Raw genomic sequence first — 13,401 nt, 5'->3', positions numbered from 1 at the left:
AATGACCAATGACAAATGACCAATGACCAATGACAAAACCATCCCCGATATCTCGTTTCTTTTTCCTCAAACCCGTTTTCGGTATTTTGTTAAGCCTGCTGTTCACAATTGGCGGGTTTCTCGGTTACGCGGCGATCGTTAAAGAAGCCAACCCTGATATTAATATTGCCATAGCGACAGTCACCACAACCTGGGCAGGGGCTGATCCGCAAACCATTGAACAGCAAGTGACCAATGAATTAGAGACGGAGATTAAATCTGTTGAAAACCTGGAAGAACTTAGAAGTGCCTCATTTAGTGGCTTCTCCATAATTCAGGTAGAATTTAACTCCGAGGCGGATGTGGATCAGTCGATTCAACTGCTACGGGATGCCGTTTCTCAAGCCGAACCCAATTTGCCCAGAGAGGCAGATCAACCCGTTGTTGAACAAGTTTCCTTTGATGATGTACCCATTCTTACCATTGCCCTATTTGGTGACCTGGACGCCACCGTTTTAAACTTGGCAGCGGAACGGTTGCAAGAACGATTGGAAAAGGTTTCTGGTGTTAGCGAAGTCAATCTGGGAGGGGCGCGGGATGAAGTTGTACAGGTTCAGCTTGACCCCAGTCGCCTAGTCGCGCTACAAATTCCACCCACGACGGTTGCCAATCGCATCCAAACTGCTGACCGCGATGTGCCTTTAGATGAGGTGGAGAGTGAGCAAATTGGCACGCAGGTGCGCTTTTATGGACGGTTTCGCCAATTAGACGATTTACGGGAATTGCCGATCGCTCGTCTGGATGGGCGGGTGGTTCGCTTAGCGGAAATTGCCACGGTTCGTCGAGAGTTGGAGGAAGAAGAAAGTCGGGCTTTTATTAGTTGGCAGGGGAGACAGTTTGAACCCGTTATTAGTGTGGGGATTAAGAAAGTCCCTGGACAGGATTCAATTGAAGTAATTAATCGGGTTTTGGCGGAAATTGAAGCCGCCCAGCAGAATCCCGAACTGTGGTTTCCTGGGATGAAATACCGGATTATTTCTGACGAATCTGAAACAATTTGGGAGGATTTGGAAAACTTATTTACCAATGCGTTGCAGGCAATGGCAGCGGTATTTGTGATTTTGTTTATTGCCTTGTCTTGGCGAGAAGCGTTGATTGCTGGACTGTCCATTCCCTTAACTTTTTTGGGGGCATTGGCGATTTTATGGTTAACGGGTCAAACGCTGAATACGATGGTACTGATTGGCATGGTATTGTCGTTGGGTTTGTTGGTGGATGTCTTCATCTTAATGATGGAGGGAATGCACGAGGCGATTTTTATTTCTAAATTAGGTTTTAATCAAGCGGCGCTGAAGACGGTAAAAACTTATGCGCCTCCAGCATTTTCTGGTCAGTTAACCACGATTTTGGCAATGGTGCCGCTGATGGCAATTAGTGGGACAATGGGTAAATTTGTTCGCTTGCTGCCAATTACGGCGATAATCTGCCTGCTGCTGAGTTTTGCGATCGCGATTTTGGTAGATGTTCCTTTATCTCGTTTTCTGTTAGCTGGAGTCAGCAAAGAAAATAAAACCTCCCGCATTGACAAACTCAGTGAAACCGCATCAGAACGGTTTACTCAGTGGAGTTTGAATCATACCGTTCGTAATCAAACCACTGCCCGGGCTTGGACGGCGGGAACCATTGCCTTATTCCTCTGTGCCGTCTTTGCCTTTACCCAAATTCCCACGGTGTTTTTTCCAGAAACCGATACACGGGATTTGAGTATTAATGTGGAAATGCCGCCAACAACCACGCTGGAAACGTCACAAGCGGTGGCGGATGACTTGGGTCAACGTTTACGTTCTCAAGATTATTTTGAAAGTGTAATTAAATATGTCGGACGACGCAGTACTTTAGTTAGTTCTGGGGAATTGCAGCCCAGCCAAGCCAGCTATTTGGTTGGATTTGATGCTGTATTTCTTCCTGAAGAACAGCGCCAGTTGAACTCCTTTGAATACGTGGATAAGCTGCGCTCCCAACTGGAAGCGGCGCTGACATCTTATCCCGGTGCAACCTTAGTGATCAACAGCCAACAAGCCGCCCAAAATGAAGACCCGATTCAAGTCGAAATTACCGGGAATAATCTGAGTGAATTGCGGCGGATTTCTGGGGATATTCAGTTAGCATTACGGCAAATACCGGGAACAACCGATGTGCGCGATAATTTGGGCGACTTGCAACCGGATTTGAAACTGATTCCCGAACGCGAACAGCTTGATTTTTATGGAATTAGTGAAGAGCAACTGGCGGCACAGGCACGTTATTATATGACCACCAATGATGTTGGGGATTTTGTTCTGGGTGGAAATGAAGAGGATTTAGAAATTCGCCTGAGTACCGCTTGGCCCTCACGGGGGGGAGAGGTTGGAGGTCCGACTCGCCGAGATGAACTCTTATCCGTGCGCTTCTTTGGCTCAAATCCGGATCAGCCTGTGATTGCAGCAGACTCGGTGCTTGAGACAGTGCAGGGACAAACCCCGTTATCGATTACCCATCGAGGCGGAGAACGCACGGTTACCGTATTGGCAAAAGTCGCCAGTCGCACTGTTGGCGAAATTCTCAGTGATTTAGAACCGAAATTGGAACAGATGCAGCAGTCTTGGTCTCCTGGTTACCGTTATCAGTTTACCGGGGAAGCGGAGGAACAGGCGGAAACCTTTGGTTCAGCAGGTCAAGCATTGGTTTTGGCAATTATTATGGTGTTTGCTGTGCTGGTGCTGCAACTGGGTTCATTTCGCCAGCCATTTATTATTCTCTTGGCAATTCCCTTTGCCTTAATTGGTACAATGGGCGGGTTTTTTCTAGCTTGGATTCCCTTTTCCTTTCCGGCGTTTATCGGGGTGATTTCTTTGGTGGGTATTGTAGTCAATGATGCCATTGTTATGGTGGATACGATGAACCACTATGAACAAGAGGGGATGAACGTGCGAAAAGCGGCGGCTCATGGGGTATCTGATCGTTTGCGACCGATTTTGACGACGAGTTTAACTACGATTATTGGCTTGATTCCCTTGGCGCTGAGTCAGGCGACGTGGATGCCTTTATGTAGTGCGATTATCTTCGGTTTAATTGCGGCGACGTTGAGTGCGTTGTTGGTGGTGCCTTGTTTGTATTTACTGTTAACACCGAAGCCGTCTAAATAGGGAATCGGGAACCCCTTTTTGAGGCGATTGAAATCGCTGCTACACAAATGTATGCGAAGCCTTCCCGAAGGGTAGTCCGCCTGCGCGGACTAGATTATAAAGGGGGTGGCTAACCCGGATGTTGTAGAGACGTTGCATGCAACGTCTCTACCATAAGATGCGTCCTAACCGCCTTAGCGGTCACTATAGGTTTTTGTCCCAGTAGGTGCTTTGTAGGATTCTTTTTTGATGAGTTTGCGGACGAAGTTAACGAATGCGATTTGAGCGTTTTTGCATCCACCAAACTATTAGACCTACAGGAAGCGCTATGAGAACTCCCACGATTATGTGAAACAGCACGTCAAGGAAATTGTAGTAGGAAAGATAAAGGGGAATGGCAGCTTCAGGGCTATCCGAGGGTTGATTTTTAGTGATGAGCATTTTTACAGGTTCAGAAGTGACTTGAGATGAGATACCACTAACGGCTAAACCTGTGCTGACGGCGGTAATGAGCAGTTCTAAGCGTTGTTGTCGTTTTTGAGCTGCTGATTCCGTGGCGCGATCGCTCTCAGCCTGTTCTGTTTCAACAATTCCCCGGATTGTCTCTATCATCTGCTGGAATAGTTGCTGACTGGGGAGAAGATAAGATAAATATGTGTTTATTTGTTCAATAAATTTTTCAGAATTTTGGATAATAAATTGTTGCAAGAGTGCCAGATCATCCTCTTTTTCAAGGCTAATCAATTTAAGCTGATTCAGCCCAACTTGATAGTTTTTGTTATTCGTTTCAATCGTGGTACGATGAGATTCTAAATCTCGCAGGTAGTTAGCGTAGTCAAAGGCAGTTTTATAAAGTTTGGTGAGCGATTCTTTGAGTTGCTTCAGCCTTTGAGTAGGCTCCGAGGGCAAGTGCTGCAATCCTTTAGCCTTACCATCTAATTGTGTGTAGAGTTTTCGTGCCTGCTGATGGCACCATCGAGATTGAGAGTAGACATAAAGTATTTTATGGCGACAGCACAGTAGATGAATCAGAGGTTTATCGTAATCTACGGCTGTTTCTAAGGTTTCCGTTTGAGGGTGGTAATTGAGCCAGATGAACATATGGCTCGGTTGAGTTGGATTTTCCTGAATATTGCTATATTCAAAAATTGGACTGCCTAAAAATCTGCCTTGAGCGGAAAGCCTGTAATTTTGTCTGTCTAATTCTGGCACAATGGCAGTCAGACAATTATCAGCAAAGGCTTGAATATCGTTGAGTTTCCCCTCTGGCTGGGCAAAAAGGACTAGAGTTTGTCCCAGTAAAGAGTTACTTTGAGCAATTTGTAGACAACCTTGGGGATTTAATCCTGCCAATTGGTCAATTTCAACATGAGGATAAGGATAGCGCAAGGTAATGTCAACGGCATAGGTATCGTGGATTTGGAGGGGATAAACTTCGCCTCTGAGTTGGAGTGAACTGCCGTTAGGAATGGCAGAGAAACTTAGCAGACGTTCTGGTTGGAGTAATTCTAGATAGTCGCTTTCTGGGTTATCCCGGCTTGGAGATATCCCAACTTTGCCCTGGCTATCTTGGAGACGCTCAAGCAAAGATTCGAGTCTGGGAACATTAAGTTTTTTACCCAATTGTTGACATTGATCCCACAGATGATTTGCATCATCAACAGGTTCTTCTTCACCTTGAGCTAAATTGTTACGTAGATGAAAGGCATAGAGTGTCAGTTTTGGGTTAGCAACCTTCATGAGCTAGAGTTTGATGACTGGGAATCCTGGGAAGAAGAGCTTTGCTGAATGGCATTTTTTAGGATTTGTTTATTGAGTGCGTCGTTGGGAGGTTTAACCTTGCCCTCTTTGCTACCTGGTGCTTTCTCTCCTGAATTATCGGGGAGAAGTTTTAATTGCGCCTCATCAACTTCAGGGTGTTCCTCACACCATTCTGAGATTACTTTTGAGAGTGCTTCAATATCATCCGGTAAAGGAGCAACTACCTGCTCCAACTCCGCTAAGTCTTCTGGGGTAAAGAGGGAACGCTGACGGGTTAGTAGTTCAATGAAAGCGGCAACATTTTGTTCAGAGAATGACATAGCTTGACGGGTTGTTTGTTGTGCAGTTTGCTGAACTAATTCCAAGGGTAATTTGAGTGCTTCAGCAATCTGAGCTGAGGTTAATCCTAACTGGAGCAATGCTGGTACTGTCTCTAATTTTGCCTCCTGTTTCCCTTCTTCAAAGACTTCTTGATAAAATCGGGTCTTTTTCAGTTCGCTTAATCCCAACATGGCGGCAATCTCCTCGCGGCTTTTTTGTGGTAATTTGTAGACAATAATCGTTTCAATTAAATTAATCAGGTCACGCTGAACAACTTCATCCCTGAGCTGTTGCTGCGCTTGTTCAATTAAATGTCGAGCGAGTTGTCCGGCTGTTTCTTCCGGCTCGATTACAAGCTTAACAACTCCTACCCCTAATGAGCGTTCGGCGGCTTCTCCTAATTCATCTAGGTAAATTCGTCTCACCTGGTTTAGGGCTAAAAGGTTGCCAAAATGTAAGGGTTGCTCTCGTTCAGTAGGGCGGTTGGGATAAATGACAACAATTTGCCACGGGTGAGGGGGTTGGTATTGTTTTAAGAAGAGGAAGAGTTCAGCAAATACGCGGTAGTATAAGGAGGCGTCGGGCTGAAACTGAACTTCAACGAGGTAGAACGGTTTGTCGGGTGCGTTGGTTTTGGGTAGGAATAAACCATCTAGGCGAAAGGCTAGTTGTTTGACTTCGCGGGAAGTGAATTCGTAACTAGCGGCTTCTTCTGGGGAACGGTTGATCAGTTCAAAGAAGATGCTGGGAAAGGCTTGGAACAGGTTGTAGAAGATGCTATCAGTTTTCACGGGTTATTGACCAATGGCACAAAATGCTGCCCAGTAGTAGGGGGATTCAAAGGGTTTGCGATTACGCAGTTTTGTACGGAGGAAAGCTCTCAGTTGCATTCTATGATTAGCATTGGGGAGTTGGCTTGCCCACTGCTGTAATTGTTCTGTTGTAGCATCTCTGAGCCAGGTTTGGGCTTGGTTGAGGGCAATCGCGACGGTTAAGCCGGATTTGAGATTCTGATAGAACTTAATCATTAATAGGGCTGTCGATAAGTCGTTTACTCTCCAGAGGGAACTAACGACACAGGGAGAACCTGCGATGAGGAAGCCACCGGGTAAGCCTATGTATTCATCGATCAAACCATTGGGAGAGATTATGCCCGTTTCGCAGGCAGAGAGAGTGACAAGGCGGCATTGGCTAAGCTCTAGCCCAAAAATTTCTCCCAATGTCAAACACTTTCCCAGATTAACGGTGCTACCCTCTCTTAAACGAATGTAGCGCTCTGGGTTTACTATCTGGGAAGTTTCTGTTTGTGTTGGCGTGGCATCGGCGAGGAGTAGGGCAGAACGCAGGGGAGCTTCTGAATCAAAATAGCCGTGACAGGAAAAGTGGATACAGTGGGCAAGATGAAGTTGCTGGTTGTAGATGGCTTGTTTCGTAGCAGCCTCTCTAGCAAGGACTTTATCATTGGGATGGAAGTCCTGCCTGATTGTTTCGACTTCAAGATCGGCGTAATTCAGGTCTTGAGTGGGATTTTGGATGCCAAAGAAATAGCTAAATTCAAAGTGTTGCGAGTTTTGAGTTAGCTGCAATAATCCGCAACTAGGTGCATAACTCACACCTTCAGGAAATCGGTCAAGGAGGCATTTTTGTCTGGCAGGGTCAGCGTCAGATTCTCTCTTCTTTGCTAGCAGACTTCTATCCTCTTCGACGGGAGACGTATCCGTAAAAGTGAGTGGCAGGGCGTGAAGGGGAAGCAGATGTAGTAAGAAATGGGGAATCAGAATTACGCGATCGCAGGTCTCTGGAACATGGGATAGGATTTCCTCTAAATGCAGAATTTGAGCAAGGCGATGAAGCTTGAACTCTAGCTGGTTTTTCCAATTTTCCTTTGAGGGTTGCTCGTCGTCAGAAAAATCCTCTCTAAGCCAGTCAAATAAAGCTTGAGCGTCTTCTGGAGAGGATTGCCAAACAGTAATTCCCGGGCTTTGGCGGGTAACGATAAAGGTTAGAAAAGTGTCACCTAAGACGTACCACTCGATGAGGACAGTTTTATCATTGGGTAGCAATGCCTGAATCCTCTCAAAAGAGATGGGTTCGACCCGTTGAGTGAAGCTGAAGTTGGGATCTAGTGTCTTGATTTGTTCCAGCAAATCATTCAATTGTTGCTGCAAATTATCCAGTTCTTGGCGCAATTGCTCGGAATAAGTTTGGTCTAGTAGTTGCTTATTTTCCTCGATGCCAGTAGAAAAATTTATCTGGGTAGTTTCTAACTGCCGTTCCTTTGCCGCAATTTCCCGACGCAGATACTTTAGTTGATTGCAATCACTTTCTGAAGCTCCTTTTGGATACAGGTCACGATTAGCCAGGAGTTGTACTAAGTTACGGGCTTTGCTACGCTCAGCGTATTCAATTGCTGTCTTCCACTGCTTGGTTTTGACGTAGGATTTTACAATTCCGATGTAGACACCTATCGCTTCTGTTTGAATCTTTTGACGCCGTGCATCGGTACTCGCCCAAGCCCAACTCTGCTCAACAGCTTCAATAGCAACGCCATAAGCTTCAATTGCCTCTTCTAAACGCCCATTGTCGAATGCTAGGTGACCGAGGTTATTTCCACAGTACAAGCATTCGATGGGAAAAGCAGCAGGTGTATACACCTTTAGAGCTGACTGATAAGCTTTAATTGCCTGTTCGATCTGTCCTGCCTTACTATAGGCACGAGCTAAATTGTAATGGGTTGTAGCCCAGCGTTCTGGAAATTCCTGGGTGTAAACTTGTAGGTTGTTTTTGTAGATGTCGATCGCTTGATAAATTTGCCCAATTTTGCAATAATGAGTTGCCAAATTGTTCTGTGTTTCTGCCCACTTATATGTATAAGGAATACGGACTTTTAGAGCTTTTTTGTAAGCTGCGATTGCCTTATCAACTTCGTCCTTATCGCTGTAGACATTGCCCAGATAGGTTTGGGTATCTGCCCATTCTTCTAGAAACTCTTGATGATAACTATAGCCTTCTAGAGCGTCTTCGTGTGCCGCGACTGCCTGCTCAATCTGCCCTTGCTCCCTGTAGACAAGACCCAAATTGTTTTTGATCATTGCCCACCGTTGTAGAAAATCTTTTTGGGTGTAGACTTGCAAGGCGTTTTGGAGAGCTGCGATCGCCTTTTCCAAATTCTGTGGCTTATCACCGCGAATTCGATTACGGTAGGCTTGACCCAGATTGTTGTGAGTATTTGCCCACTCTTCTGGAAAACATTCAGGGCTTAAAACTGTAACAGTGAATTGGTAAGCTGTAATGGCAATCTCTAAGTTGCTAGCTGTGCAGCCTAGTGGAAATTTCTGAAGTAGAAAACCGAGATTGCCGATATATACCGCAAGATTTTCTGCTGCTGCTGGCTCCAGTTCTGATAAGAGCGAGGTTGCCCAGTCGCGCAACACTTGAGCAAAGGTATCATCCAGTTTGTCTAAGTTAGCTTTCAGAAAAGGATATACTCCTTCTAGATTCCTTCTGTGATCTAAAGTTGCCTGCATTAGTTCACCTAATAAACTGGCATACTTTTCGGGGATTACTGCAAATGAGTTGCCGATACCAACTGCTATCGGTGCATCTTGGCTTGATAATCTCTTTATTGGTGTACTGCTGTACACTCCTAACAGGTAACCAGTAACATTCATTAAGAAATCAGAAGCGTCCAGCTTACCTGTAACTATCAAACCAGCCGCTATCTGTAGCATGGTCTGTACTAAACCAGCATCTATGAGGTTTGAATTTGCCCTCAAAATTCTTGGTTCGTCACCACTAGGACAATTCAGCAGCATTTGTATTAGATTACGATAGTCTTGCCGACGACTTTCATCCATTGGAGGCAACCTTGTTTTTCTAACTCAATACTAAGTTTACTGGCTAATTTTCCCGCGACTGTTTCATGAGGTTCAGTGGGTTCCCTGTCAATTAATTCTCCATCCGCCAATTCATAGCGCGGATTGTTGCTATAGTGGGCGATAAATTTATCAAAACTTAGAAGCTGAGATGACGTATAAACCATACGTTAACCTCTGAGTATATTGACAACTTGTTCTACCAAATCTAGGTTAAGTAGCCATTGTTCCCTACCGCAGCTTAGGGTTAAAATATCAGCATACCACAGCGGTGAGAGTGGCGCTTAATAAGCGGTATTCTCCGGCGACGGCGCAAAAGATGCTCTGAACCGTGGGAGTATGTTAGGTTTCCTAATGTGATATAACAACAATAGCTCGCTTTGGCATCCTCCAAAAGAATAGTGCAGTTCTATGCCCGAAATCGTCGAAATTCCTATTGAACTAACCCGATTCCAGCTTCCCCAAGCGGTTCACGCACGCTTACAATTTTTGTTGGATCGTCAGGATGATGGCTATACCCTGTCTCAGGCAGAACGACAGGAAGCAGAAGGACTGGTTGAACTGGTGGAATTTTTATCTCTACTGCGTTTGCAATCAACACGGGTAACGAAGCAAACATAGATGGCAACAATTCCAGCTTCTCTCCGCCGATTAGTCATTCAAAGAGCAGATAACCGCTGTGAATATTGTGGTATATCACAAATTGGTCAAGTAGCGACTTTCCATATCGACCACATTGTTCCTGTCGTAGCTGGTGGCGAGACGATTGCTGAAAACTTGGCTCTTGCTTGTGTCTCCTGCTCACTTCGTAAAGGCGCACGGCAAAAGCTTGAGGACTCGGAAACGGGTGAAGTTGTCTCCATTTTTAATCCTCGCCAACAGGTATGGAAAGAACACTTTGATTGGAACGGTGTGCAAGTTGTCGGGTTGACAGCTACAGGTCGAGCAACGGTACAAGCACTTGATTTGAATCGAGCAACAATGTTGGCGATTAGGACACAAGAGGAATTATTTGGTCGTCATCCACCACCATAAACTTGCATTGACTGATTGCCTTTTTTGTGTGTTGCTTTCCCTTTTTTGACTATGGGGTAACGTGTTCTTTTAGTACGCTTATTCCCCCCTAGATTCTGTTGGGTTTCGACTTCGCTCAACCCAACCTACAACTTTGCACTTGTTGGGTGGAAAAATGGCTTAAAAGCATTGTATAGTATAGCTTTCAAATTAATGCAGCAAGCCCTATAATAGGGCACGGCAATGCCGTGCCCCTACCGCAGCTTAGGGGGGATTAATTCGGTAGGGACACGATACTATCGTGTCCTGATTTAATTTATTTGATGAATTAGATTCGGCTTGTAAGTGGTGGTAAAGGTGCGTTACGCAAGCGCTTTCACACCCTACCAATAGAGGTTTTGCGTAAGTCCTAACTTATTCAGCAGCCCCTATTTAGCCGGGAGTGGACGGTTCTCAAATTTAGGATACTTGGCATCAACCTGATCAGCTTTTTTAGCAATCCAGTTAAAATCCTGTCTACTTTTGCAACTACTTATAACTACTTGTCACCAAGGTGACAAGAGTTTTTTTACTTTTAACTCAGGTAGAGATAGGGGAATCATTAGTTTTTAATCAACTAACAACTCCCCCATCCCACTGTTATGATATTGTCGCCTACAGTTGCACGGTCACAGTTTTCACTTCAGTGTAATTCTCCAAACAATATTCACCTAATTCGCGACCTATGCCAGACTGTTTAAATCCACCAAAGGGTGCAGCCGCGTCAAAGACGTGGTAGCAATTGACCCAAACTGTACCCGCACGAACATTATGAGCGATCGCGTGGGCTTTGGCTATGTCTTTTGTCCACACACCTGCGGCGAGTCCGTACATGGTGGTGTTTCCCAGACGAATCGCTTCATCGATGTCCTTAAACTTAATAATGCTCATCACCGGACCAAAGATTTCCTCTTGGGCAATCTTCATGGAGTTATCCACATCAGCAAAGACTGTAGGTTCGACAAAGAAACCGCGATCGCCAATTCGATTTCCACCACACAGCATCTTTGCCCCTTCTCGCTGTCCGGCTTCAATGTAGCTCATGATTTTATCAAATTGAGCCTGATCCACTTGGGGTCCTTGCTTGGTATTGGAATCAAAAGGATCACCGACGGTGCGTTGTTTTGCCCGTTCTACACATTTAGCCACAAACTCGTCGTAGCATTTTTCTTCCACGAAGACTCGTGAACCCGCATTACAACATTGACCTTGGTTGAAAAATAGCCCATGGTGAACACCTTCAATCGCCGCATCCATATCAGCGTCCGCAAAGACGATATTGGGACTTTTACCGCCTAATTCTAAGGTGACGCGCTTGAGGTTGGTTTTGGCGGCTTGTTCCATAACCAAATGTCCCACCTCTGTTGAACCAGTAAAGGCTAATTTATTGATATCAGGATGAGACGCGATCGCACCGCCTGCCGTGGGTCCATAACCGGGTAGAATATTCACAACGCCCGGTGGGAAACCCGCTTCCAGAATCAGTTCGCCAACTCGCAATGCCGTTAGGGGCGTTTGTTCTGCTACTTTCAGAATTACTGTATTACCAGCCGCCAATGCTGGTGCTAGTTTCCAGGCTTGCATTAACAAGGGGAAGTTCCAGGGAATAATTTGACCCACGACTCCCACAGGTTCGTGTCGCGTATAGCAAAAGTAAGGACCATTAATCGGGATGGTTTTGCCCTCAATTTTATCTGCCCAACCTGCATAATAGCGGTAGCAAGCAATGGTTAACGGTAAGTCACCATTCATCGACTCACCTAGAGGTTTGCCGTTATCAAGGCTTTCTAACCGTGCTAGTTCTTCTTTGTTCTGCTCAATTAAATCTGCCAGTTTATAGAGTAATCTTCCCCGACTGCTGGCGGACATGGTGCGCCATTCCCCACTCTCAAATGCTGCCCGCGCTGCTTGCACCGCCCTATCTACATCTGGCGCATCTGCTTCAGCCACATCACAGATGACCTCTCCTGTGGCGGGATTGATCGTCTCAAATCGGCGACCCGTGGTGCTTTCCACCCATTCGTTGTTAATTAACAACTGAGTCGGACCGATTTTCACCTTTTGTTCTGGTGCTGTGGCGGTTACCATCAAATTCTCCTTTCGTTCTTACTGCAAAAAGCAATAGGATTGTGGTCATGCATTAGTTTCTACCAATTCTCTATCTATGACCGCCTCCATTCACTTGTCCTACAACCTTAGGAACATAGCGCTCTAGTTTTATCTATCTAAAGTTATAAATCAAATATTATTAACTTATGTAAAACAATTCGTTGTCTGTTATCCATGAAGCTGTGATCGTCTGATAATCTAAACTCTATAGTTTTTTTGAGTTGAAGTTTACTTTGTCGTCTAAGGTTAAAGTTTTGATTATGTAAAATAAATAGATGCAATCACTTTCGTTAAAATTAACTTTTATGTACGAAAATCTTGAGAAGGAGAACGGAATCCGCGATCGCAGGTTCCCAGATGGATGCTTTCTCCAGGGATATCGCGATGCAAGCGTCTCCAGGTTAGGAGATCATCGGTTGTTCATACCCAAGCCTTTGCCAGTGCTGTGTCCAGAGATTGTATAACCAGGAGACATGCTGGTGATTGTATTGTTTATGATGCCGTTTGCGATCGCTCTCAATTGCAAGCCACAATTGCCGCAGTTGTTGGCAGGTGGTGCAGTGTTGAATTTGGCAGGCGATCGCGTTGAACCATTGGCGTAATTGACGATAACTGATGAATTGTCCGCCTTTGTCGCGGCGATGAACAAAGACGATATATGCCCAGGATTCCACACGCACGATTAGGTGTTTAGGAATTTTTAAGAATTGAGCGATCGTGGCGAGGCTGATGCGGAATTTCTGGGCGGGTTGGAGGCGGCGAAATAAAGGTGTCATGATATCAGTTTGCTGATTTGGCGAGTTTTCGATCCCCCTAAAGCATCGGTCTAGTAACCAAAGTTAGCGATCGCAATAGGTAGAGATATGCCATGGCATATCAGTTGTAGGGGCGGGTTTAGCCGTTTAATTTTGGTATCTACCGATAACTTCAAAGGCAAAACCCGCCCTTCGTCCAAACATGGGTTATTGGGAGTTTGGGGGATCTGATGATTAACTGTTGGGGTTAACTAACAGTCCGTAAATATCTAGACAATTAGTGACATAACTAGACATTTTCTCTGATATAGTCAGGCAATGTCTAGTTTAACCCCCCAAGAAGCAGCCACTCGACTAGGTGCCACGGTCTTGCACTTTGCACCG

Annotated in this window: 9 protein-coding genes; 3 read left to right on the top strand and 6 right to left on the bottom strand. The window is 45.3% G+C overall.

Translation table 11 applies throughout. The features are described 5' to 3' along the window. The first annotated feature begins 29 nt into the window (after positions 1-29). Entirely contained in the window at positions 30-3,164 is a 3,135-nt protein-coding gene (locus RIC07_RS32165) for an efflux RND transporter permease subunit (RefSeq protein ID WP_446398073.1), read from the top strand. 246 nt (positions 3,165-3,410) lie between these two features. Here the strand turns inward: RIC07_RS32165 and RIC07_RS32160 are convergent, their stop codons facing one another. The 4 genes from RIC07_RS32160 to RIC07_RS32145 are packed head-to-tail and all read right to left on the bottom strand — an operon-like array spanning position 3,411 to position 9,267. Then, a complete protein-coding gene (locus RIC07_RS32160; protein WP_446398072.1) occupies positions 3,411-4,883 on the bottom strand; it encodes a hypothetical protein in 1,473 nt (490 codons plus the stop codon). Next, the gene (locus RIC07_RS32155; protein WP_446398071.1) at positions 4,880-6,016 is read right to left on the bottom strand and encodes an Rpn family recombination-promoting nuclease/putative transposase; all 1,137 of its coding nucleotides are present in this window, start codon (positions 6,014-6,016) and stop codon (positions 4,880-4,882) included. The genes RIC07_RS32160 and RIC07_RS32155 overlap by 4 nt, the downstream gene beginning before the upstream one ends. A gap of 3 nt (positions 6,017-6,019) precedes the next feature. Continuing rightward, on the bottom strand, positions 6,020-9,082 hold the full coding sequence (locus tag RIC07_RS32150; RefSeq protein WP_446398070.1) for a CHAT domain-containing protein: 3,063 nt from the start codon (positions 9,080-9,082) through the stop codon (positions 6,020-6,022). Next, positions 9,046-9,267 (bottom strand): hypothetical protein, encoded by a 222-nt coding sequence (locus tag RIC07_RS32145; RefSeq protein ID WP_446398069.1) that lies wholly within the window; start codon positions 9,265-9,267, stop codon positions 9,046-9,048. Before RIC07_RS32145 ends, RIC07_RS32150 begins: the two co-directional genes overlap by 37 nt. Positions 9,268-9,511: 244 nt before the next feature. On the opposite strand from RIC07_RS32145, the gene RIC07_RS32140 reads away from it, so the two are divergent. After that, positions 9,512-9,721 (top strand): hypothetical protein, encoded by a 210-nt coding sequence (locus tag RIC07_RS32140; RefSeq protein WP_446398068.1) that lies wholly within the window; start codon positions 9,512-9,514, stop codon positions 9,719-9,721. Next, positions 9,722-10,135: an HNH endonuclease gene (locus RIC07_RS32135; protein WP_446398067.1), complete on the top strand. Its 414-nt coding sequence runs from the start codon at positions 9,722-9,724 to the stop codon at positions 10,133-10,135. Positions 10,136-10,768: 633 nt separating this feature from the next. Here RIC07_RS32135 and RIC07_RS32130 read toward each other — a convergent pair. After that, the gene (locus RIC07_RS32130; RefSeq protein WP_446398066.1) at positions 10,769-12,241 is read right to left on the bottom strand and encodes an aldehyde dehydrogenase family protein; all 1,473 of its coding nucleotides are present in this window, start codon (positions 12,239-12,241) and stop codon (positions 10,769-10,771) included. Positions 12,242-12,663: 422 nt separating this feature from the next. After that, positions 12,664-13,038, bottom strand: coding sequence for a hypothetical protein (locus RIC07_RS32125; RefSeq protein WP_446376688.1), 375 nt, complete (start codon positions 13,036-13,038; stop codon positions 12,664-12,666). Between the last annotated feature and the right edge of the window lie 363 nt (positions 13,039-13,401).

This window comes from Coleofasciculus sp. E1-EBD-02, assembly GCF_040218245.1.
Classification (GTDB): Bacteria; Cyanobacteriota; Cyanobacteriia; order Cyanobacteriales; family Coleofasciculaceae; genus Coleofasciculus.
This window is presented reverse-complemented; position numbering and strand designations above follow the sequence as displayed.